Here is a 21,528-nt window from a genome sequence, read left to right on the forward strand (position 1 = left end):
GCGCTCGCCACCCGTGCACCGGAGCGCGCCCGCCACCCGAACAGGCGCTCAGTAGCCGAAGGCGCGCGCGGTGTTGGCGGCGAGCGCCGTCGCCAGCGCGTCCTCGTCGATGCCGCGCACGGCGGCCATGGCGCGGACCGTGACCGGGACGAGGTACGGGGCGTTGGGCCGCCCCCGGTACGGCGCCGGGGTCAGGAAGGGCGCGTCGGTCTCCACGAGGACCAGTTCCAGCGGGGCGACGGCGAGGGCGTCCCGGAGGTTCTGGGCGTTCTTGAAGGTGACGTTGCCGGCGAAGGACATGAAGTAGCCCTCGCGGGCGCAGATCTCCGCCATCGCGGCGTCGCCGGAGTAGCAGTGGAAGACGGTGCGCTCGGGGGCGCCCTCCTCCTTCAGGACGCGCAGGACGTCGGCGTGCGCGTCGCGGTCGTGGATGACGAGCGCCTTGCCGTGCCGCTTGGCGATCTCGATGTGGGCGCGGAAGGACCGCTCCTGCGCGGCCTTGCCCTCCGGGCCCGTGCGGAAGTGGTCAAGCCCCGTCTCCCCGACGCCCTTCACCTGGGGCAGCCCGGCGAGCCGGTCGATCTCGGCGAGGGCCTCGTCCAGCGCCGCGTAACCGCCCGGCTCCCGCGCGCCCTGCCGCGACCAGCCGTCGGGGTCTCCGTGGACGATGCGCGGGGCCTCGTTGGGGTGCAGGGCGACGGCGGCGTGGACGCTGTCGTACGCGGCCGCGGTCTCGGCGGCCCAGCGCGAGCCCTTGAGGTCGCAGCCGACCTGGACGACCGTCGTCACCCCCACCGACGCGGCCTTCGCGAGGCCCTCCTCGACCGTGCCGGACTGCATGTCGAGGTGGGTGTGGGAGTCCGCGACCGGAACCCGCAGCGGCACCGGAAGCGGCGGCGCGGCGTTCTTGTCGCCCTTGGTGTTCTGGCCGGCGTTCGAAGGCATGCCCCGATCCTACGAAAGGGGCATGCCGCAGGCCGCCGGCGATCCGCTCAGCTCGCCTTGCGCTGGAACGGATGCAGGAGATCGGACAGGTGCCAGTGGTGCGGTTCCCTGTCCTGCGCGGGCACCTGCGGCACCTCCACCGGGCCCGCCTGCGGCACGCTGTGGTGCCGCTCCGCGGCGCCGCGCACCGACGAGACCTGCCCCGCGCGCATGATCCGCACGACGTGACCATCGCAGTTGTGGCAGCTGGGCCGGCTCAGCGGCGACGGCACGACGCGGCCGTCGGCCACGTAGAGCACGAACTCGTGCCCGTCGGCGTCGGTGTGGTGCTCTATCTCGTACGACTGCTCCCAGCCGTGCCCGCATCGCATGCAGGCGAAGGAATACGACTCGTGAACGACGGCTGTGGCCGTACCGCGGAGGCCGGAGTGCCCTGCGATCTCACTCATGCCAGCTCCTCTTGTCCGCTGGACAGGCGCCCCGCAACGGGGCGCCTCTTCAACCAGTGGACTCTTCCGCCGGCGCGAATGCAGCAGGGCTGTCGAGTGTTGGAGGCGATTTGGCAGTTCCTTGCAGAAACCGCCCTCTTCCACCCCGCTGGGCTTTGCTTTCGGCGACAGCCTTTTGCCGTCCCATGGCGCGCCTGCTCACCCGAGAACAGGCCTGCTCAGAGGCGGTTGCGCAGCAAATCGAATTCCCGCGGACGCGGTCCCGACACGCGCCCCTCACTCACCGGAACGTTTGGCTGCCACCACCGCGTCGAAGACGACCCTCTTCGGCACTCCCGCCTCCACCGCAACCGCGGCGATCGCCTCCTTGCGCCGCTCACCGGCGTCCTCCCGCACCCGCACCCGGCGCACCAGTTCCTCCGCGCCGAGTTCCTCCGGGCCGGTCTCGGGGGCCCCCTCGACCACGACGGTGATCTCCCCGCGGACGCCCTCGGCGGCCCATCGCGCCAGCTCCGCCAGCGGACCGCGCCGTACCTCCTCGTACGTCTTGGTCAGCTCCCGGCACACGGCGGCCCGCCGCTGCGCACCGAAGACCTCGGCCATCGCGGCGAGGGTGTCGTCGAGCCGGTGCGGGGCCTCGAAGTAGACGAGGGTGCGCCGCTCGCCCGCGACCTCCCGCAGCCGGGACAGCCGCTCGCCCGCCTTGCGCGGCAGGAAGCCCTCGAAGCAGAACCGGTCGACGGGCAGCCCGGACAGGGCGAGCGCGGTGAGCACGGCGGACGGCCCCGGCACGGCGGTGACCCGGATGTCCCGCTCCACGGCGGCGGCGACCAGCCGGTAGCCGGGGTCGGAGACCGACGGCATCCCGGCGTCGGTCACCAGCAGCACGCGCGCGCCGCCGAGCAGTTCCTCGACCAGCTCCGGCGTACGGGCGGACTCGTTTCCCTCGAAGTACGACACGACGCGGCCCTTGGGCGTGACGCCGAGGGCCTGGGTGAGCCGGCGCAGCCGCCGGGTGTCCTCGGCCGCGACGACGTCGGCGCCGGCCAGCTCGTCGGCCAGCCGGGGCGGCGCGTCCGCGATGTCGCCGATGGGGGTACCTGCGAGGACAAGGGTTCCAGTCACACGCCCATCCTCCCAGGAACCACTGACAGCCCTCCCGAAAGCCGACCGGTACCGCACATGCACGGGACTCGCACAGAACCGTTCCCTACGATGGCGCGGTGACCAGTACCGCGTCCTCCATGGACCTCCGGCAGGGCCAGGCGCCGCACGACCGGCGGCCGTCGTGGCAGCAGCGGCTGCGCCGATTCGGGTACGCACCGGCGCAGGACGCGCCCTCGGGTGATGTGCGCGACCGGCTGGTGCCCCCGTACGCCGAGCCGAGCCCGCGGCTGTGGCAGGTGCTCGGCGTGCCGCCGGTGCTCGCCGAGCGGCTCACGCGCTGGTCGGGCTGGGGCGGTCCGCTGCTGGTGACGCTGATGGCGGGCCTGATGCGGTTCTGGAACCTGGGCAGCCCGCGCGCGGTGATATTCGACGAGACGTACTACGCCAAGGACGCCTGGGCGCTCGTCCACCGCGGCTACGAGGTCAACTGGGACAAGAACGCCAACGACCTGGTGCTGCACACGCACGGCCACCTGGCGGTCCCGGCGGACGCGGCGTACGTCGTGCATCCGCCGGTCGGCAAGTACGTCATCGGGCTCGGCGAGCTGATGTTCGGGTTCGACCCGTTCGGCTGGCGGTTCATGACCGCGCTGCTGGGCACCCTCTCCGTTCTGCTGCTGTGCCGGATCGGGCGCCGGATGTTCCGCTCGACATTCCTCGGCTGCCTCGCGGGCGCGCTGATGGCGGTGGACGGCCTGCACTTCGTGATGAGCCGGACCTCGCTGCTCGACGGCGTGCTGATGTTCTTCGTGCTGGCCGCGTTCGGCTGCCTGGTCCTGGACCGGGACCGGTCGCGGCAGAGGCTGGCCGCCGCGCTGCCCGCCGGCCCGGACGGCCGGGTCCGGCCGCACGCGCGCGTGGCCGACACGTTCCGTTTCGGTCTGCGGCCCTGGCGCTGGGCGGCCGGGCTGATGCTGGGCCTGGCCATCGGCACGAAGTGGAACGGCCTGTACATCCTGGCCGCCTTCTGTGTCATGGCGGTGCTGTGGGACGTCGGCGCCCGCCGGACCGCCGGTGCGCAGCATCCGTGGGCGGCGGCGCTGAAGTACGACACGGGTGTCGCCTTCCTGGCGACGGTCCCGGTGGCGATCGTCGTCTACGTGGCCTCCTGGACCGGCTGGATCCTCTCCCCCGCGGACGGCACCGGCGGCTACTTCCGCAACTGGGCGGCCACCGACGGCAAGGGCGGCAGCTGGACCTTCCTGCCGGACTGGCTGCGCAGCCTGTGGCACTACGAGCACGAGGTGTACGAGTTCCACGTCGGCCTGACGTCCCCGCACACCTACCAGTCCAACCCGTGGAGCTGGATCGTGCTGGGCCGCCCGGTGTCGTACTTCTACGAGTCGCCGAACCCCGGCGCCGACGGCTGCCCGGCCGACGCCGGCCAGAAGTGCGCCCGTGAGGTGCTGGCGATCGGCACGCCGCTGCTGTGGTGGGCGGCCTGCCTCGCGATCCTGTACGTGCTGTGGCGGTGGGCGTTCCGCCGGGACTGGCGCGCCGGTGCCGTGGCGTGCGGGATCGCGGCCGGCTATCTGCCGTGGTTCCTGTACCAGGAGCGGACGATCTTCCTTTTCTACGCGGTCGTCTTCGTGCCGTTCCTGTGTCTGGCGGTGGCGATGATGATCGGCGCGGTCGTCGGCCCGCCGGGCTCCTCCGACACCCGCCGGGTGATCGGCGCATCAGCGGCGGGCGTACTGGTGCTGCTGATCGCCTGGAACTTCATCTACTTCTGGCCGCTGTACACGGGCACCGCGATCCCGATCGACTCGTGGCGGTCGAGGATGTGGCTGGACACCTGGGTGTGAGCCGCGGCCGCTCGGGGGTGTGCTCCAGTCGGATTGTCGCAAGCCTGCTACGGATCGGCCGCCGACATCACCCTCCGAGGTGGGGACTTTAAGGTGAGTGCCGTCGTTGGGGAGTGTGAGGGCTACGGGGAGCCTGGGGAACGTACGGAGGATCTGAGGCTGTGGGCAAGAGAAGGCGCGTCGCCGAGCGACGGAAGACGACCAGTCCCGCCGTGCTCGGCGGGATGATCGCCCTGGTCGTCGGCGGCGCCGGGGTCGGTGTCTACGCGCTGTACGACGGCGGTGCCGCGGCCGACGAGCGCACGTCCGCCACAGCCGGCCACAAGGCGGTGAAGACCGGCCCGCTCAGCGCCGCCGAGATCCGCACGGCCTCCGCCCGCTTTCTCACCGCGTGGCAGCAGGGCAGGCCCGCCGAGGCGGCCGCCGCCACGGACGACGCCTCCGCCGCCGCCGCGCTGCTCACCGGCTACGCCAAGGACGCGCATCTGAAGGACGTCACGCTGACGCCGGGCGCGGCCAAGGGCTCCAGGGTGCCGTTCACCGTCAAGGCGACGGTGTCGTACAAGAACCTGAGCAAGCCGCTGGCGTACGGCAGCTCGTTCACCGTGGTGCGGCGGGCGAGCGACGGCAAGCCACTGGTCGACTGGCACTCCTCGGTCGTCCACCCGGATCTGAAGGACGGCGACACCCTCGTCACCGGCGAGTCCGGCACCCCGCCGATCAAGGCGCTGGACCGTGACGGCGGCGAGCTGACGGCTGCCACCTATCCGTCGCTGGGCACGGTGCTGGACGGGCTGCGGGAGAAGTACGGCAAGACGGCGGGCGGCAGGGCGGGCGTCGAGCTGCGCGTGGTGCGCGGCAAGGCGTCGCAGAAGGCCGAGCTGTCCGACAAGACGCTCGTGGAGCTGAGCAAGGGCACCCCGGGCACGGTGAGGACGACGCTGAGCCCGGCCCTGCAGGCGGCGGCCGAGCAGCAGATCGGCAAGCGCGCGCGGGCGTCCGTGGTCGTCGTACGGCCCTCGACCGGGGAGATCCTCGCGGTCGCCAACAGCGGGCACGGCTTCAACGTCGCCTTCCAGGGCTCCCTCGCGCCCGGCTCCACGATGAAGATCGTGACGTCGACGATGCTCTTCGAGAAGAAGCTCGTCACCCCGGGCGCATCGCACCCGTGCCCCAAGACGTACAAGCTGGCCGGCTGGACGTTCCACAACGACGGCGACTCCGAGATCAAGAAGGGCACGTTCAAGCAGAGCTTCGGAGCCTCCTGCAACAACGCCTTCATCAACTTCGCGCCGAAGCTGTCGGACAGCGACCTGACGAAGGAGGCCCAGCAGGTCTACGGCCTCGGCATGAACAACTGGACCATCGGCGTCCCGTCGTTCGACGGCTCCGTCCCCGTGCAGAGCGGCGCGCAGATGGGTGCCTCGCTGATCGGTCAGGGCGGCGTGCGCATGAACCCGCTGAACATGGCGTCCGTGGCGGCGACGGTCGCGTCGGGCGCCTTCCACCAGCCCTACCTGGTGTCCCCCGAGGTGGACCACCGCACGCTGGCGAAGGCCGCGCGCACCATGTCGGCGGCGACGCAGTCCCAGCTGAAGGACGTCATGCGGTTCACGGCGGACTACGGCACGGCCGCCAAGGCGATGGCGGGCATGAGCGGGGACTACGGCGCGAAGACGGGCTCCGCCGAGGTCGACGGGCAGAAGAAGCCGAACGGCTGGTTCACCGCCTTCAAGGGCGACCTCGCCGCCGCGGGCGTGGTCCAGGCGGGCGGCCACGGCGGCGACACGGCCGGGCCGATCGTGGCGGCGCTGCTGAAGACGGGCGGCTGATCAGGTCCGTACGGGCTCTGCGGTGTAGGTGCGGCGGAGGAACCTCAGCAGTGCCTTCGACTCGAACTGGACCACCTCGACGCCGTGGTCGGAGTGGAACTCGACGACGGCCTGGACCCGCCCGCACGGCCACACCCGCACCGCGCCGCTCTCGGCCGGTACCCGCAGTCCCCGTTCCAGCAGTGCGCGGGAGAAGGTCCACTCGTGCGGCCCCGGCAGGCCGACCCGGACCGAGCGCGGATCGGTGTCGGGGTCGTACCGCAGCACCACCGGTACGGCCCCCGGGTCCTCCTCGTCGGTGACGATATGGGCGCGTGCGTACTGTTCGACCACAGACATCGTACCGCCCTTTCACGCTGAGTGACCAAAGTGAAAGCTGTGCTTCCGCTTTCTCTCCAATGTCGCACATTTTCCGGTTGCCGCCCGCCGGAGCGGGCCGTCCTGCGGAACAGGCGCACGACCGACTGGCTCTTGCAAATAGTTCGCAACAAGGGCCTAAAATCATCCGGTGCATGTACCTGACGGATTCATCGACGCCCCCACCTCCGCCGTCACCGCAGTGGTCGCCGCCGGCGCCCTCGCGGTGAGCCTGCGCGGCGCCCGCCGTGAACTGGACGAGCGGACGGCCCCGCTGGCCGGCCTGGTGGCGGCGTTCATCTTCGCCGTACAGATGCTCAACTTCCCCGTCGCGGCCGGAACAAGCGGCCACCTGCTGGGCGGAGCGCTCGCCGCCATCCTTGTCGGCCCCTTCACGGGCGTGCTCTGCGTGTCCGTGGTGCTGCTCATGCAGGGCGTGCTGTTCGCGGACGGCGGTCTCACCGCGCTCGGCGTGAACATCACCGACATGGCGCTCACCACGACGGTCGTGTCGTACGCCGTCTTCCGCGCGCTGCTCGCCGTCCTGCCCCGCAAGCGGCGCTCGGTGACCGTCGCCTCCTTCGTCGCCGCGCTGGTGTCGGTACCGGCCGCCGCGGTCGTCTTCACGCTCCTGTACGCGACCGGCGGGACGACCGACGTCTCCCTCGGCAAGGTCGCGACCGCGATGATCGGCGTCCATGTCCTGATCGGCATCGGTGAGGCCGTCATCACCGCGCTGACGGTGAGCGCGGTGATCGCCGTGCGCCCGGATCTCGTGCACGGCGCGCGCGGCCTGCGGCAGCGGCTCAAGTTGCGCGTGGACGGCGCGCTGGTGGACGCCCCGGCTCCCACGGCGCCCGTCGCGGCGCGCGCCTCCCGGCGCGCGCTGTGGGTGACGGGCCTGGTCACCTCGCTGGTGCTCGCCGGGTTCGTGAGCTTCTACGCCTCCTCCGCCCCCGACGGCCTGGAGAAGGTCGCGCACGACAAGGGGATCGACAAGAAGGAGGAGAAGCACGCCGCCGCCGACTCCCCGCTCGCCGACTACGGCGTCAGGAACGTCTCGGACGCCCGCCTGTCCGGGGGCCTCGCGGGCGTGATCGGAGTCGGCGTCACGGTCGTGGCGGGCAGCGCGGTGTTCTGGGCGCTGCGCCGGCGCCGGGCCGAGGACGTCTCCCCCGTCAGCACCGGCCTCTGACATGGGAGCCGGGCACGCGCACAGGCTGTACCGGCACGGGCACTCGCCCGTGCACGGCCTGCCGCCGCACACCAAGCTCGCCGCCGCCTTCCTGTTCGTGGTGGTGGTCGTGTCGACCCCGCGCGAGGCGATGTGGGCGTTCGCGCTGTACGCCGTCCTGCTCGCCTGCGTCGCGCGCCACGCGCGCGTGGCCGCCGGTTTCCTGCTGGGGCGGCTGCTGATCGAGGTGCCGTTCGTGGCGTTCGCGGTGCTCATGCCGTTCGTGGCTCAGGGCGAGCGGGTGCATGTGCTCGGCCTCTCGCTCAGCGTGAACGGCCTGTGGGGCGCCTGGAACGTGCTCGCCAAGGGCACGCTCGGTGTCGCGGCCTCCGTGCTGCTGGCCGCCACCACCGAGCTGCGCGAACTGCTGCTGGGCCTGCAGCGGCTGAAACTCCCGCCCCTGCTGGTCCAGATCGCCTCCTTCATGATCCGCTACGGCGACGTCATCACCGACGAGATGCGCCGCATGCGGATCGCCCGTGAGTCGCGCGGCTTCGAGGCCAGGGGCGTGCGGCACTGGGGCGTGCTCGCCAAGTCCGCCGGTGCGCTGTTCATCCGCTCCTACGAGCGCGGGGAGCGCGTGCACCTGGCCATGGTGAGCCGCGGCTACACCGGATCCATGCCGGTCATCGACGAGGTGACCGCGTCCGGCGCGCAGTGGCGACACGCTCTCGCCCTCCCCTGCGCCGCCCTTGTCGTCTGTCTGCTGGGATGGATCCTGTGAGTACTGCTTCCCTGGAGGTCTCCGGCCTCGCCTTCGCCTACCCCGACGGCCACCAGGCGCTGTTCGGCGTCGACTTCACGATCGCGCGCGGGGAACGGGTCGCGCTCCTCGGCCCGAACGGCGCCGGCAAGACCACCCTGGTGCTCCACCTCAACGGCATCCTGGGCGGCGGCACCGGCACGGTGACGGTGGCCGGGCTGCCCGTCGGCAAGCAGCACATGGCCGCCGTCCGGCAGAAGGTCGGCATCGTCTTCCAGGACCCGGACGACCAGTTGTTCATGCCGACCGTGCGGGAGGACGTGGCGTTCGGGCCGGCCGCCGCCGGGATCAAGGGGGCCGCGCTCCGGGAGCGGGTGCGCACCGCCCTGGAGCGGGTCGGCATGCAGGACTTCGCCGACCGGCCGCCGCACCACCTGTCCTTCGGCCAGCGCCGGCGCGTGGCCGTGGCCACCGTGCTCGCCATGGAGCCGGAGATCCTCGTCCTCGACGAGCCGTCCTCCAACCTCGACCCGGCCTCCCGCCGCGAACTCGCCGACATCCTGCGCTCCCTGGACGTCACCGTCCTCATGGTCACCCACGACCTCCCCTACGCCCTGGAGCTGTGCCCGCGCTCCCTCGTCCTCAGCGACGGCGTGATCGCGGCCGACGGCCCGACCGCCGGGCTGCTCTCGGACGAGGAGCTGATGCGAGCACACCGCCTGGAGCTGCCGTTCGGCTTCGACCCGAAGTCCGTGACAATGGGCGCGTGACGAACGAGGACCGCGCCGCAGAGGGGTCGCTGCTGCTGGACGACCAGCTGTGCTTCGCGCTGTACGCCGCGCAGCGCGCCGTGACCGCCGCATACCGTCCACTTCTGGACGACCTCGGCCTCACCTATCCGCAGTACCTCGTGCTGCTGGTGCTCTGGGAGCGCGGCGAGACCAGCGTGAAGGAACTGGCGCGCGCCCTGCGGCTGGACTACGGGACCGTCTCGCCGCTGCTCAAGCGGCTGGAGGGGGCGGGTCTGGTCCGCAGGGAGCGCGCGGCCGACGACGAGCGCTCGGTGCTTGTCGCGTGCACGGGTCGCGGAGAGCAACTCCGGGAGCGCGCGGCGCGCGTACCGGGCGCCCTTCTCACCACCACGGGCCTCGGCGGCCCCGAGGTCGCGCGGTTGCGCGAGGAGTTGTGGAAGCTCACCGAGCGCGCCGGCGCGGCGGCCGACCGGCGCTGATTCCGCGCGCCTCCCGCTGGTCCCGCGCGCCTCCCGCTGATCCGGCGTTACCCCCGGTTGCCACCCCCGAGTCCCTCCCGTTGACCGACCGGCCAGTACCTTGTGCACGATGTACTTGTGCACCACTTGTTCCGGGGGAGGCCTGCCATGACCGAGGACACCGCTGTCGACACCCGTCCGACGAAGATCATGTACGTCGCCGAGGCCACCGCCCACGGCGGTCGCGACGGCTATGTCACCAGCCAGGACGGCCGGATCGAGCTGAAGGTCGCCATGCCTGCGGAGCTGGGCGGCGACGGCAACGGCACCAACCCGGAGCAGCTGTTCGCGGCCGGCTACAGCTCCTGCTTCCACAACGCGCTGATCCTCGTCGGCAACCGCGCGGGCTACGACCTGACCGGCTCCACGGTGGCCGCCAAGGTCGGCATCGGCCCGAACCGGCAGCGCGGCTACGGCCTCGCGGTCGCCCTCAGCGTCTCCCTGCCGGTCCTGGACCCGGATCTGGCGGCCCAGCTGGTGGACGCGGCGCACAAGGTCTGCCCGTACTCCAACGCGACGCGCGGCAACATCGACGTAACGATCCTGCTGGGCTGATCCACCGAGGAATCGCAGGCACCCGGGCCGCGTTGCACCCACTGTCGCAGGCGAGGGACAGACCGAAAGGACGGCGGACGTGGACGTGAACGGCACAGTGGCCGAGGGCTTCGAGCCGGTCAGGGAGGCGTTCGCCGCGAACTTCGCGCTGCTCGGGGAGCGCGGCGCGGCCGTCGCCGTGTACCGCGACGGCCACAGGGTCGTCGATCTGTGGGCCGGCACCAGGGACGTGGACGGCGCGGCTCCCTGGGAGCCCGGCACCGCGCAGATCGTGCGCTCCGCCACCAAGGGTGTGGCGGCCGCTGCGCTCCTGCTCCTGCACCAGCGCGGCGAGCTGGACCTGGACGCCCCGGTCGGCGCGTACTGGCCCGAGTACAAGGCGGCCGGCAAGGAACGCACCCTCGTCCGGCACCTGCTCGCGCACCGCGCCGGCGTGCCCGTGCTGGACCGCCCGCTGACTCCCGCCGAGGCCGCCGATCCCGACCTGGGCGCCGCGGCGGTCGCCGCGCAGGCGCCGGTGTGGGAGCCGGGCACGGACCACGGCTATCACGCCCAGACCTACAGCTGGCTCACCGGCGAACTGATCCGGCGCATCACCGGCCGTCCGGCCGGCGCGTGGATCGCGGACGAGATCGCCGGGCCCGTCGGCGCCGACCTGTGGCTGGGCCTGCCGGAGTCGGAGCACGCGCGCGTGGGGCGCGTCGGTCCGGCCGAGGCGCCCGAGGCCGTGGGGGGCCTGAAGACCCGCCCCAAGCGCGCGGTGGCCGAGGCCTACGCCGACCCGGACTCGCTGACCCGGCGCGCGTTCGCCGCGATCACACCGCTCCCCGACGAGAACGACCCCGCCTACCGTGCGGCCGCGCTGCCCGCCTCCAACGGCATCGCCACCGCCGACGGGCTGGCCCGCTTCTACGCCTCGCTCATCGGCGACGTCGACGGCGGCATCCGCCTGTTCACCCCGGAGACGGGCGCACTGGCCCGCACCGAGCAGTCCGCCGGGCCGGACCGGGTCCTGGTGGTCGGCACCCGGTTCGGCCTCGGCCACATGCTGCACGGCGCCGCCTCCCCGCTGCTCTCCCCCGGTTCCTTCGGTCACCCGGGCCGGGGCGGCGCCCTGGCCTTCGCCGACCCGGAGACCGGCATCGCCTTCGGCTATGTCACCAACGGCTTCCGGAAGAGCGTGACGGCGGACCCGCGGGCGCAGGCGCTGGTACGGGCGGTACGCGCGGCGCTCGCACAGGGCCGTACGCACGGCGTCATGGACGGCGCTGTCACACGTTGATCGTGTGCGAGGTCCGGCCGGACTCCGCGTCGATCTCGTCGTGGGCCTTGGTCAGCAGTTGCATGGCCAGTTCGTTGAGGGCACGTGCGCCGGCGATCTCCTCGCCGACCCTGGGCTGGTTGGCGTCGACGCGGTGCCGGGTGGCGTGGCCGTGTGCCCGTACCTCGGTACCGTCGGGCAAGCGCACCAGAGCCACCGCTTTGGTGTGCTGCTCGTCCTCCATGAACTCCAGCTCGACATGCCATCCGACAGCTGTGTGCATCATGACGACCACCTCCGGGGACAGCTGATTCCAGCTGTTTCCAGGGTGCTCCCGTGCGCGGGGAACGTCACCTCGGCGGGACGGGTCACGCCTTCCTGCCCGGCTCGTCGAAGCTGGCGAAGTACGCGGCGGCCATGTCCTCGTCCGCGTGGCCCGACGCGGCGGCACGCGCGAACCGTTCCGCGGCGGCGGCGGCGACGTCCAGCCGTACGCCGCCGCGCTCGGCGGCCCGCACGATGAGACGGGCGTCCTTCTCCGCGGTGGCCACCGCGAACGACGGCGGGGACAGCTTGCCGTCGAGCACCAGCGCGGCCTTGGCCCGCAGATAGCCCATGTCGAGCGGGCCGCCCTCGATGAGGTCGAAGAAGCCCTGCGGATCCACGTCGAGGGCCCGGGAGAGGGCCAGGACCTCACCGGCGGCGGCGGTGGCGGCGAGCACCCAGCTGTTGGCCACCAGCTTCAGCCGGCTGGCGCTGCCGGCGCCGCCGTCGTCCCCCGTCCACACGGTCTTCGCGCCGACCGCGTCGAAGACGGGCGCGACCGTCTCCCGCCCCTCCCCGGGCCCGGCGGCCAGCACGGTCAGCCGGCCGGCCTCGGCGGGCTCCTTGGTGCCGAGGACGGGTGCGTCGTAGAGGACGAGTCCGTGTTCGCGGGCGAAGGCGGCCAGGTCGCCGATCAGATCGACGCCGACGGTGGTGCACTGTGCCCACACCGTGCCGGGCCGCAGGGCCGGTGCGGCCTCGTGCAGGACGTCGAGGACGGTGTTGCCGTCGTAGAGCATCGTCAGGACGACGTCGGCGCCCTCGACGGCCTCGGCGGGGGTGGCGGCGATCCGTGCGCCGTCGGCGGCGAGCGGCTCGGCCTTCTCACGCGTGCGGTTCCACGCCCGCACCTCCAGCCCCGCACGGCACAGGTTGCGGGCCATCGCGGCCCCCATGATGCCGGTGCCCAGCACGCTGACGGTCGGCTTGTCGGTCATGACGGCTCCCTGTCGTTCCTGTTGCTGCCCGGATGTTCCTCACCACCGGGCTACCCGTCCCCACCGGGCTGCCCGCCTACCCCCCGTGCATCATCAACCCGATGCCCACGACCAGCAGTCCGGCCGCCGCGATCCGGGGTGCCCCGAACCGTTCCTTGAAGAACACCGCACCGATCGCGGCCCCGACGATGATCGAGGACTCGCGCAGCGCGGCGACCGGCGCGAGTTCCGCGCGGGTCTGGGCCCACAGGACCAGGGCGTACGCGGCGACCGAGAGGGCCGCGCCGAGGAGGCCGAGGGCGGCGTACGGCCGGAGGAGCCGGACGGTGTCGGCACGCGCGCGTGCGTACATGCAGCCGGGGATGACGGCTCCCTGGACGGCCATGAGCCAGGCGATGTACCCGAGCGGCGCGTGCGCGGCCCGCACGCCCAGGCCGTCGGTCACGGTGTACAGCGCGATGGTCAGCCCGGTCGCGAAGGCCGCGCCGATCGCCGCCCAGTCGGGCCGGCGTCCCCGCAGCCCCCACAGGCTGACGCCCATGAGCCCCACACAGGACACGGCGATCCCGGCCAGCGCCCAGGCCCCGGGCACCTCGTGCGCGAAAACAGCGGCCAGCACGGTGACCACGAGCGGGGCGCTGCCGCGCGCGATGGGGTACGCCTGCCCGAAGTCGCCGAGCCGGAACGAGGTCATCAGCAGGGCGTAGTAGACGATGTGCACGAGGGCCGAGACCAGCAGGTACGGCCAGGCGGGTCCCGCCGGGAAGGCCGTGAACGGCGCGATCGCGAGTCCGATCAGCAGCCCGCCCCCGGAGATCAGGGTGAATCCGACCAGTTTGTCGGTGATGCGGTGCGCGATGGCGTTCCAGCTGGCGTGGGTCACCGCGGCGAACAGGACGGCGGCTGCGACGAGCGGCGTCACGCGGTCTGCTCGCGCACGTCCACCAGGTCGGCGCCGGCATGGGCCACGAGCGCCTTCGGCTCGATCGGGAAGACGGTGTACGGCGTGCCGGCCGCCGCCCACACCAGGTCGTGCGCGAGCAGCGAGCGGTCGGCGAGGACACGCGTGCGCGTGCGGTGCCCGAAGGGCGGCACGCCGCCGATGGCGTACCCGGTGGTCCCGCGTACGACGCCGGCGTCGGCCCGGCCGACCTTCCCGGCGCCCAGTTCCTCGCGCAGCCGCTCCACGTCCACGCGCGAGGCACCGTCCATCAGCACCAGCACCGGAACGTCGTCGGCGGCGAAGACCAGCGACTTGCAGATCCGGCTCGGCTCGCACCCGATCGCGGCGGCGGCCTCGGCGGCGGTCCGGGTGGCCTCCGGGAACCGCCGGGTGCGCGCGAGGACGTCGTGCAGCCCGAGCGCACGCATCGCTTCGGCGAACCGGGGATGGGCTCCGGACTCTCCGGTGTCGGTGGCGGTCGTCGTCATGCACGGCACGCTACGGCATCGTTCCGGCCGCCCTCACGGTGGTTTCACCGGCCACCGGGGCTCGACTGTGATCATGCGGCGGCTCTGTCATTACCTGGCGTGCACCAGAACGGACGTTCAGGGCCGTGCCGTCGCGGCGGTCCGGCCCATGGGCGCGACGTTCGACGGGTCGGGCACCTGGTCCGTGCAGTCCGGTACCGGCCCCGAAGCCCACGCGCGCGTGCAGCTCTCCTTCACCGAGCCGCGCAGTTTCCTGAACGGCGACACCCTCGACAAGCTGTCGATCGCCACGGATGCCAAGCGAACGTACCTCTACGAGGACGACGACCCGGACGTCTGCCCGAAGTTCCGGCTGAGGACGACCGGTCCGGGACATCCGTGGGCGGGACCTTCCCCCGGGCATGAGGAAGACCGGCCGGTGAGGGCCGGTCCCATCCCCCACGGAACCCTCACCGGCCGGTCGCTGCCGGCCGGAGCGGTGTGTCAGGCCCGTACCAGCTCCCGCTCCTCCTCCCTGCCGGACGGGGTGCGCAGACCCTCGCCCTCGACGTCCACGTTCGGCAGGGCGCGGTCGAGCCACTTCGGCAGCCACCAGGCCCGCCTGCCGAGCAGCGCGAGCACCGCCGGGACGATGGCCATGCGCACGATGAACGCGTCGAAGAAGACGGCAATCGCGAGACCGAAGCCGATCATCTTGATCATCGACTCGGTGGAGCCGATGAAGCCGGAGAAGACGGCGATCATGATGACGGCGGCGGCCGTGACGACCCGCGCGCCGTACTTGAAGCCGGTGACCACGGCCTGGCCCGGCGTCTCGCCGTGGACGAACGCCTCCCGCATCCGGGTGACCAGGAAGACCTCGTAGTCCATCGCGAGGCCGAAGACCACACCCACCATGAAGATCGGCATCATCGACATGACCGGCCCGGTCTGCTCGACGTTCATCAGGCCCGACAGCCAGCCCCACTGGAAGACCGCGACCACGGCGCCGAGCGCCGCGAGCACGCTCAGCAGGAAGCCGAGCGCCGCCTTCAGCGGGACGAGGACCGAGCGGAACACCACGATCAGCAGCAGGAAGGCCAGGCCGACGACCAGGGCGAGGTACGGCAGGAGCGCGTCGTTCAGTTTCTGCGAGACGTCGATGTTCATCGCCGTCGAGCCGGTGACCAGCACCTTGGCGTCGGTCTTCGCGGTGATGTCCGCGCCCTTGCCGCGGATGGCGTGCACCAGGTCCTCGGTGGTGTGCGAGGACGGCTTCGACCCCGGTACGACGGTGATCGTCGCGGTGTCGCCGGCCTTGTTGGCCAGGGCCGGGGTGAGGGTGACGACGTCCTTCAGGCCCTTGATCTCGTCGCCGACCTCGGTGAAGGCGGCCTTGGGGCGGGCGCTGTCCTTGGCGTCGACCACGACCATCAGCGGGCCGTTGAAGCCCGGCCCGAAGCCCTCGGAGAGGAGGTCGTAGGCGCGGCGCTGGGTGGTGGAGGCGGGCTGGGAGCCGTCGTCGGGCAGTCCCAGCTCCAGGGAGGCGGCCGGGATCGCCGCGGCGCCGAGGCCGAGCACGCCGAGCAGGAGGACGGCCACCGGACGCCGTACGACGAAGCTCGCCCAGCGGGTGCCCATGTTGGGCCGGCCCGGCTTCTTCGGCGCGCGTCCGCCGCCGAGCAGCTTGCTCTTCTCACCCGCCGGCTTGATCCTGCGGCCCGCGTAGCCCAGCAGCGCCGGGATCATCGTCAGCGCGATGAGGACGGCGACGGCGACCGTGCCCGCCGCCGCGACGCCCATCTTGGTCAGCATCGGGATGTCGACGACCGACAGGCCGACCAGGGCGATGACGACGGTGAGGCCGGCGAAGACCACCGCCGAGCCGGCCGTGCCGACGGCGCGTCCGGCCGCGTCCTCGCGCTCGCGGCCCTCGGCCAGTTCGGCGCGGTAGCGGGAGACGATGAACAGGGCGTAGTCGATACCGACGGCCAGGCCGATCATGGACGCCAGCGTGGAGGTCGTGGAGCCGAGATCCAGGGCGCTGGCGAGCGCGGTGATCGTGGAGACGCCGATACCGACGCCGATGACGGCGGTGAGCAGCGGGAATCCGGCCGCGAGCAGCGAGCCGAAGGTGATCACGAGGACGACGGCGGCGATCGCGAGGCCGATGACCTCACTGGAGCCGGTCTCCGGGCTCGCGCGCAGCGCGTCACCGCCGATCTCGACGGTCAGCCCGGCGTCCCGCGCGTGCTGCGCGGCCTGCTTCAGGGCGTCCTTGGAGGAGTCCTCCAACTCCATGCCGGAGACCTTGTACTTCACCGAGGCGTAGGCGATCGTGCCGTTCCTGCTGACGGCGTGCCCGGTGTAGGGGTCGGCGACGGAGGCGACCTCGGAGCCGCGCCGGAGCTCCTCGACCGTCTTCTCGACGGTCGCCTTGTTCTCGTGGTCGGTCATCTTCCCGCCGCCGGGCGCCTTGAAGACGACGCGCGCGGTGGCGCCGTCGGCGCTCATCCCGGGGAAGCGCTGTTCCAGCAGGTCGAAGGCCTTCTGGGCCTCGGTGCCGGGGATGGAGAAGGACGTGGTGCCGGCGGCCGGCGCGGAGGCGGCGCCCACCCCGGCGAGGGTGAGCAGCGCGACCCATATGAGGGCGACGAAGTGGCGTCGCCGGAAGGCGAGCCGGCCGATTCTGTAGAGGAACGTGGCCATGTGAGGCGTACTCCCGGTCAGGTCGTGGGGTTCATCAGGGCAGGGGTGATCAGCCCGACGACGTGAGCGGTGACGTCAGGTGGTGGGCTTGCTGGGGAGAGGGGTCAGCCGGTGGAGACGCCGAGGGCGGGGAGGACCACGGCGTCGATGTACGACAGGAGGAAGGCCTGCGTCGGCGGCTGCTCGTCGATCATCGTGCGGGCGGCGAACCCGCCGATCATCATGTGCATCACGTAGTCGATCGCGGGGTTGTCCGCACGGACCTCGCCCCGGTCGATCGCCCGTTGCAGCACGCGGCGGAACTCCGCCATCTCCGGTTCGATGAGATGGTCCCGGAACGCCCGCAGGAGATCCGGATTGCTGTGGACGGCCATGGCCAGTCCGCGCATCAGCGCGGAGTTCTGCTCCATCTCGCAGTCGTCCGAGGCCAGCGTGAGGGCGTGCAGGTCGCCCCTGAGCGACCCGGTGTCGACGTCCCCGACCCGGCCCGGCTTGTTGTGCCGCACCGCCTTCGCCACCAGTTCGGCCTTGCCGCCCCACTGGCGGTAGAGCGTGGCCTTGCTGGAGCGGGTGCGGGCGGCGACGGCGTCCATGGTGAGGGCGTCGTAGCCGACCTCGCGGAGCAGGTCGAGCACGGCCTCGTACAACTCGGCCTCGCGCTCGGGGGTGATCCGGCTGCGACGCCCCGGTGCGAGCACCGGCTGCGCCGGAGCGGCTGACGCCGCGCCCTGGGATGCGGCTTCGGTCATGCCACTCACCTTCCGCTCCGGTCCCTGCTGCTTCGTACACCATGAAGATACCCCGGGCGACTGCGAAACGAAACGGTTTCGTACGTGCCGTGGGTCACGGCCGTGAAGGACGCATAAGGTCACGACCGTGAAGGACGCACGAGTTGCTGCACCCCCGTGCGCGGAAAAGCATGGGGAGGTGAGCTATCTGCGCTTCCCCCACCTCAGCGGCGACCTGCTGTGCTTCGTGGCCGAGGACGACCTGTGGCTGGCCCCTCTCGACGCCCCGGGACGGGCCTGGCGGCTCACGGCGGACCGCACGAAGGCCGGGCACCCCCGGTTCTCGCCCGACGGCCGCCGTATCGCGTACACGACCTGGCGCAGTCTCGTGCCCGAGATCCACCTCGTGGGCGTCGACGGCGGCCCCGCGCGGCAGCTGACGTACTGGGGCAGCACCGACACGCAGGTCTGCGGATGGACACCCCCCGAAGGAGAAGGCGACGCCGACATCCTGGCCGTCGCCTCCCACGGCGAACCCTTCTCCTACTACACCTGGGCCTACAAGGTGTCCCCCGACGGCGACCCCGGCCGCAAGCTGCCCTGGGGTCCGGTCGCCGACATCCAGGTCGCCGACATCGACGGACAGCACAAGACCCTGCTGCTCACCGGCACCCCGCCGCACGAACCGGCCTCCTGGAAGCGCTACCGCGGCGGCGCCATGGGCCGCCTCTGGCTGCACGGGCAACGTCTCCTGCCCGACCTCGGCGGCCATCTGGCCTGCCCCATGTTCGTCGCCGGCCGGATCGCCTTCCTCTCCGACCACGAGGGCGTCGGCAACCTCTACTCCTGCGCCCACGACGGCACCGACCTGCGCCGCCACACCGACCACGACGCCTTCTACGCCCGGCACGCCGCCGGCGACGGCAGCCGGGTGGTCTACCAGTGCGCCGGCGACCTGTGGCTGGTGGACGACCTCTCCCCGGACGCCGTACCGCGCAAGCTGGACATCCGCCTCAGCGGGCCGGCCACCGGGCGCCGCCGGTACCAGGTGCCGGCCGCGCAGCACGTCGACGGCATCTCCGTGGACGACACCGGCCGGGCCAGCGCCGTCGTCGTACGCGGCAGCCTGTACTGGCTCACCCACCGCGACGGCCCCGCCCGTACGATCACCGACACGCCCGGGGTGCGGGTACGGCTGCCGGAGATGCTGGGCACGACCGGCCAGGTGGCGTATGTGACGGACGCGGAGGGCGAGGACGCCGTCGAGATCGCCCAGCTCCCCCGCGCCACCGGCGACCGCACGCCCCGCCGGCTCGCCTCCGGCGCACTGGGCCGGGTCCTGGAGATGGTCTGCGACCCCTCGGGAGAACGGCTGGCGATCGCTTCACACGACGGGCGGCTGCTGCTGATCGATGTGGGGGACGGGGAGGGTGGCGGGGCGGTCGAGGCGGGAGAAGGCGGCGGGGTTGCCGGGGAGGGAGAGGGCGCCGGGGCGGGGGAGGAACCAGAGGGCCGGGACGAGGCCACAGAGGGCGGCGGGGGTGCCGAGGAAGCACAGGGCAGTGGGGACGCCGAGGAGGCCGAGGAGACGGAGGGTCGCGGTCAAGGCGGCGGGAGCAGCGAGGAGGGCGCCGGGGCTGCGGCGAGTGCCGATGTACAGGCGACCGGAAGCGAAGCAGACGCCGGCGAACAAGGGACCGGGACCGCAGCAGACGCCGACGCGCAGGGGACCGGGACCGCAGCAGACGCCGGCGAGCCGGGCGCCGTCACCGCAACTGCCGCCGCAGAGCAGGGCACCGGACCCGGGCAAGCCGCCGGAGGCCCGGTCACCGAGTTGATCCGTTCCGTCAACGGCCCCGTCCGCGACCTCGCCTTCTCGCCGGACGGCGCCTGGCTCGCCTGGTCCCACCCGGGCATCGGCCGCTCCCTGCGCCAGATCAAGCTGGCCCGCATCAAGGACCGGCTGATCGTGGACGTGACCAACGGCCGTTTCGAGGACGAGAACCCCGTCTTCACCCGCGACGGCCGCTATCTCGCCTTCCTCTCCTGGCGCGGCTTCGACCCGGTCTACGACGTCCACACCGGCGACCTGTCCTTCCCGCTCGGCTGCCGCCCGTACCTCGTCCCGCTGAACTCGGTGACCCCGTCCCCCTTCGCCCTGAACCCCGAGGGCCGTCCGGCTGCCGGCGGGCTCGACCCGGTCGAGGACGAGGAGACGGGCGAGGCCGGCACGGTGACCGTGGAGGTGGAGGGCCTGGCGATGCGGGTCACGCCGTTCCCGGTCATCGCCTCCAAGTACTCCGCGCTGTACCCGGTCGCCGGCGGCGGCCTGGTCTGGCTGCGCTGGCCGATCTCCGGCGCGCTCGGCGAGACGTTCGCCAACCCCTCCGACATCAGCGGCCGCCCGACCCTGGAGTACTTCAACCTCACCAAGGCGAAGAAGTCCGAACTCGTCGACGACCTGGACTGGTTCACGGTCAGCGGCGACGGCACCCGCCTGGTCGTCGTCGACGAGGGCGAGCTGCGCGCGGTCCCCGCCACGGAGCTCGGCGACAGCGACACGACCGTCTGGATCGACCTGCGCCGCCTCCTCCATGCGGCCGACCCGCCCGCCGAGTGGCGTCAGGCCTACGACGAGGCGGGACGGATCATCCGCGCCTACTTCTGGGACCCGGGCATGAGCGGCGTCGACTGGGACGCGGTGCTGGACCAGTACCGGCCGCTCGTCGAACGGGTCGCCTCCCCCGACGAGTTCGCCGATCTGCTGCGGGAGGTCCTCGGCGAACTGGGCACCTCGCACGCCTACGTCACCGCCGCCCGCCGCAACGAGGGCCCGCCCCACTACCAGCGCTGGCAGGGCCTCCTCGGCGCCAACTTCGTGCACCGGGAAGAGGGCTGGATCGTCAAACGCATCCTGCCCGGCGACTCCTCCGACTCCAAGGCCCGCTCACCGCTGGCCGGCACGGGCATCCGCGAGGGCGCCGTCCTCACCCACGTCGACGGCCGCCCGGTGGATCCCGTGACAGGGCCGTATCCGCTCCTCGCCGGCTCCGGGGGTACGACCGTGGAGCTGACGTTCGCCCCGCCTCAGGGGCAGCCGGGCCGGGCCCGCCGGGTCGCCGTCGTCCCGCTGATCGACGAACGGCCGCTGCGCTACCAGGACTGGGTGGCCAAACGCCGGGAGGTCGTCCGGGAATTGAGCGGCGGCAAGTGCGGCTACCTGCACATCCCCGACATGGGCGGTTCCGGCTGGGCCCAGTTCAACCGCGACCTGCGCATGGAGGTGTCCCGGCCGGCCCTGATCGTGGACGTGCGCGGCAACGCGGGAGGGCACATCAGCGAACTCGTCATCGAGAAGCTGACCCGGACGATCCTGGGCTGGGACCTGACCAGGGACGCACAGCCGGTGTCGTACACCTCGAACGCGCCGAGGGGCCCGGTCGTGGCCCTTGCCGACGAGGCGACCTCCTCCGACGGCGACATGATCACGGCCGCCTTCAAGCTGCTGAAGCTCGGCCCGGTGGTCGGGCAGCGCACCTGGGGCGGCGTGGTCGGCATGACCGGCCGCCACCGGCTGGGCGACGGCACGGTCATCACGGTGCCGATGAACGCGGCCTGGTTCGACGCCTACGGCTGGTCCGTGGAGAACCACGGCGTCGCCCCCGACCTGGAGATCCTGCGCACCCCCCTGGACTGGGCGGAGGGCCGCCACGCCCAGCTCGACGACGCGGTCCAGCTCGCCCTGGAACTCCTGGAGTCCAACCCGGCGGCCGTCCCCCCCGACTACAGCGAGGTCCCCGACCGCTCCCGCCCCAAGCTGCCGCCACGCCATTAGCCTTTC

General features: G+C 72.1%; 20 protein-coding genes. 9 read left to right on the forward strand and 11 right to left on the reverse strand.

Annotated features, from left to right (window positions below):
* Positions 1 to 48: 48 nt before the first annotated feature.
* From ACIGXP_RS31735 to rsmI, 3 genes are all read right to left on the reverse strand, one after another.
* A complete protein-coding gene (locus ACIGXP_RS31735) occupies positions 49 to 945 on the reverse strand; it encodes a TatD family hydrolase (protein WP_399774200.1) in 897 nt (298 codons plus the stop codon).
* A 47-nt stretch (positions 946 to 992) separates the two neighbouring features.
* Positions 993 to 1,394, reverse strand: coding sequence for a hypothetical protein (locus ACIGXP_RS31740; protein ID WP_363216767.1), 402 nt, complete (start codon positions 1,392 to 1,394; stop codon positions 993 to 995).
* A gap of 276 nt (positions 1,395 to 1,670) precedes the next feature.
* On the reverse strand, positions 1,671 to 2,519 hold the full coding sequence (gene rsmI, locus ACIGXP_RS31745) for a 16S rRNA (cytidine(1402)-2'-O)-methyltransferase (protein WP_399774202.1): 849 nt from the start codon (positions 2,517 to 2,519) through the stop codon (positions 1,671 to 1,673).
* A gap of 98 nt (positions 2,520 to 2,617) precedes the next feature.
* Here rsmI and ACIGXP_RS31750 point away from each other — a divergent pair, with 98 nt between their 5' ends.
* Together ACIGXP_RS31750 and ACIGXP_RS31755 are read left to right on the forward strand one after the other, a co-directional pair.
* Entirely contained in the window at positions 2,618 to 4,366 is a 1,749-nt protein-coding gene (locus ACIGXP_RS31750; protein ID WP_399774205.1) for a dolichyl-phosphate-mannose--protein mannosyltransferase, read from the forward strand.
* Positions 4,367 to 4,527: 161 nt separating this feature from the next.
* On the forward strand, positions 4,528 to 6,198 hold the full coding sequence (locus ACIGXP_RS31755) for a penicillin-binding transpeptidase domain-containing protein (protein ID WP_399774208.1): 1,671 nt from the start codon (positions 4,528 to 4,530) through the stop codon (positions 6,196 to 6,198).
* Here ACIGXP_RS31755 and ACIGXP_RS31760 read toward each other — a convergent pair whose 3' ends face one another.
* On the reverse strand, positions 6,199 to 6,537 hold the full coding sequence (locus ACIGXP_RS31760) for an SsgA family sporulation/cell division regulator (protein WP_399774211.1): 339 nt from the start codon (positions 6,535 to 6,537) through the stop codon (positions 6,199 to 6,201). It abuts the gene before it with no gap.
* Positions 6,538 to 6,706: 169 nt separating this feature from the next.
* Here ACIGXP_RS31760 and ACIGXP_RS31765 point away from each other — a divergent pair, with 169 nt between their 5' ends.
* The 6 genes from ACIGXP_RS31765 to ACIGXP_RS31790 all read left to right on the forward strand — a co-directional run bounded on the left by ACIGXP_RS31765 (position 6,707) and on the right by ACIGXP_RS31790 (position 11,599).
* Entirely contained in the window at positions 6,707 to 7,750 is a 1,044-nt protein-coding gene (locus tag ACIGXP_RS31765) for an energy-coupling factor ABC transporter permease (RefSeq protein WP_399774215.1), read from the forward strand.
* Position 7,751: 1 nt separating this feature from the next.
* Positions 7,752 to 8,513 (forward strand): cobalt ECF transporter T component CbiQ, encoded by a 762-nt coding sequence (gene cbiQ, locus ACIGXP_RS31770; RefSeq protein ID WP_399774218.1) that lies wholly within the window; start codon positions 7,752 to 7,754, stop codon positions 8,511 to 8,513.
* Entirely contained in the window at positions 8,501 to 9,262 is a 762-nt protein-coding gene (locus ACIGXP_RS31775) for an energy-coupling factor ABC transporter ATP-binding protein (protein WP_399774221.1), read from the forward strand. The genes cbiQ and ACIGXP_RS31775 overlap by 13 nt, the downstream gene beginning before the upstream one ends.
* Entirely contained in the window at positions 9,259 to 9,723 is a 465-nt protein-coding gene (locus tag ACIGXP_RS31780; RefSeq protein WP_363216775.1) for a MarR family transcriptional regulator, read from the forward strand. The genes ACIGXP_RS31775 and ACIGXP_RS31780 overlap by 4 nt, the downstream gene beginning before the upstream one ends.
* Before the next feature lie 147 nt (positions 9,724 to 9,870).
* Positions 9,871 to 10,317 carry an organic hydroperoxide resistance protein gene (locus tag ACIGXP_RS31785; protein WP_363216776.1) on the forward strand — a complete coding sequence of 149 codons (447 nt, stop codon included), beginning with the start codon at positions 9,871 to 9,873 and terminating at the stop codon, positions 10,315 to 10,317.
* 79 nt (positions 10,318 to 10,396) lie between these two features.
* Positions 10,397 to 11,599 (forward strand): serine hydrolase domain-containing protein, encoded by a 1,203-nt coding sequence (locus ACIGXP_RS31790; RefSeq protein ID WP_399774225.1) that lies wholly within the window; start codon positions 10,397 to 10,399, stop codon positions 11,597 to 11,599.
* Here ACIGXP_RS31790 and ACIGXP_RS31795 read toward each other — a convergent pair.
* The 7 genes from ACIGXP_RS31795 to ACIGXP_RS31825 all read right to left on the reverse strand — a co-directional run bounded on the left by ACIGXP_RS31795 (position 11,589) and on the right by ACIGXP_RS31825 (position 17,708).
* The gene (locus ACIGXP_RS31795; RefSeq protein ID WP_363216778.1) at positions 11,589 to 11,864 is read right to left on the reverse strand and encodes a DUF1876 domain-containing protein; all 276 of its coding nucleotides are present in this window, start codon (positions 11,862 to 11,864) and stop codon (positions 11,589 to 11,591) included. The genes ACIGXP_RS31790 and ACIGXP_RS31795 overlap by 11 nt on opposite strands.
* Before the next feature lie 82 nt (positions 11,865 to 11,946).
* Complete coding sequence (locus tag ACIGXP_RS31800) at positions 11,947 to 12,840, reverse strand: NAD(P)-dependent oxidoreductase (protein ID WP_399774228.1); 894 nt, start codon at positions 12,838 to 12,840, stop codon at positions 11,947 to 11,949.
* A 76-nt stretch (positions 12,841 to 12,916) separates the two neighbouring features.
* Positions 12,917 to 13,762 (reverse strand): DMT family transporter, encoded by an 846-nt coding sequence (locus ACIGXP_RS31805; RefSeq protein ID WP_363216780.1) that lies wholly within the window; start codon positions 13,760 to 13,762, stop codon positions 12,917 to 12,919.
* Entirely contained in the window at positions 13,759 to 14,271 is a 513-nt protein-coding gene (locus tag ACIGXP_RS31810; protein ID WP_399774230.1) for a YbaK/EbsC family protein, read from the reverse strand. Before ACIGXP_RS31810 ends, ACIGXP_RS31805 begins: the two co-directional genes overlap by 4 nt.
* Positions 14,272 to 14,388: 117 nt before the next feature.
* Positions 14,389 to 14,562: a hypothetical protein gene (locus ACIGXP_RS31815; protein WP_399774232.1), complete on the reverse strand. Its 174-nt coding sequence runs from the start codon at positions 14,560 to 14,562 to the stop codon at positions 14,389 to 14,391.
* 192 nt (positions 14,563 to 14,754) lie between these two features.
* Positions 14,755 to 16,959 (reverse strand): MMPL family transporter, encoded by a 2,205-nt coding sequence (locus ACIGXP_RS31820; protein WP_399774234.1) that lies wholly within the window; start codon positions 16,957 to 16,959, stop codon positions 14,755 to 14,757.
* 104 nt (positions 16,960 to 17,063) lie between these two features.
* Complete coding sequence (locus tag ACIGXP_RS31825; RefSeq protein ID WP_363216784.1) at positions 17,064 to 17,708, reverse strand: TetR/AcrR family transcriptional regulator; 645 nt, start codon at positions 17,706 to 17,708, stop codon at positions 17,064 to 17,066.
* Positions 17,709 to 17,886: 178 nt separating this feature from the next.
* On the opposite strand from ACIGXP_RS31825, the gene ACIGXP_RS31830 reads away from it, so the two are divergent.
* Positions 17,887 to 21,522, forward strand: a complete 3,636-nt coding sequence (locus ACIGXP_RS31830) for a S41 family peptidase (RefSeq protein ID WP_399774237.1) — start codon at positions 17,887 to 17,889, stop codon at positions 21,520 to 21,522.
* Positions 21,523 to 21,528 lie beyond the last annotated feature (6 nt).

It is taken from the genome of Streptomyces sp. NPDC053069, assembly GCF_044546895.1.
Lineage (GTDB): Bacteria > Actinomycetota > Actinomycetes > Streptomycetales > Streptomycetaceae > Streptomyces.

Excerpts from the sequence above, each read along its gene's own strand:
- ACIGXP_RS31735 (WP_399774200.1), bottom strand. The coding sequence starts at position 945 with ATGCCTTCGAACGCCGGCCAGAACACCAAGGGCGACAAGAACGCCGCG.
- ACIGXP_RS31740 (WP_363216767.1), bottom strand. The coding sequence starts at position 1,394 with ATGAGTGAGATCGCAGGGCACTCCGGCCTCCGCGGTACGGCCACAGCC.
- ACIGXP_RS31760 (WP_399774211.1), bottom strand. The coding sequence starts at position 6,537 with ATGTCTGTGGTCGAACAGTACGCACGCGCCCATATCGTCACCGACGAG.
- cbiQ (WP_399774218.1), top strand. The coding sequence starts at position 7,752 with ATGGGAGCCGGGCACGCGCACAGGCTGTACCGGCACGGGCACTCGCCC.
- ACIGXP_RS31775 (WP_399774221.1), top strand. The coding sequence starts at position 8,501 with ATGGATCCTGTGAGTACTGCTTCCCTGGAGGTCTCCGGCCTCGCCTTC.
- ACIGXP_RS31785 (WP_363216776.1), top strand. The coding sequence starts at position 9,871 with ATGACCGAGGACACCGCTGTCGACACCCGTCCGACGAAGATCATGTAC.
- ACIGXP_RS31795 (WP_363216778.1), bottom strand. The coding sequence starts at position 11,864 with ATGATGCACACAGCTGTCGGATGGCATGTCGAGCTGGAGTTCATGGAG.
- ACIGXP_RS31800 (WP_399774228.1), bottom strand. The coding sequence starts at position 12,840 with ATGACCGACAAGCCGACCGTCAGCGTGCTGGGCACCGGCATCATGGGG.
- ACIGXP_RS31810 (WP_399774230.1), bottom strand. The coding sequence starts at position 14,271 with ATGACGACGACCGCCACCGACACCGGAGAGTCCGGAGCCCATCCCCGG.
- ACIGXP_RS31820 (WP_399774234.1), bottom strand. The coding sequence starts at position 16,959 with ATGGCCACGTTCCTCTACAGAATCGGCCGGCTCGCCTTCCGGCGACGC.
- ACIGXP_RS31825 (WP_363216784.1), bottom strand. The coding sequence starts at position 17,708 with ATGACCGAAGCCGCATCCCAGGGCGCGGCGTCAGCCGCTCCGGCGCAG.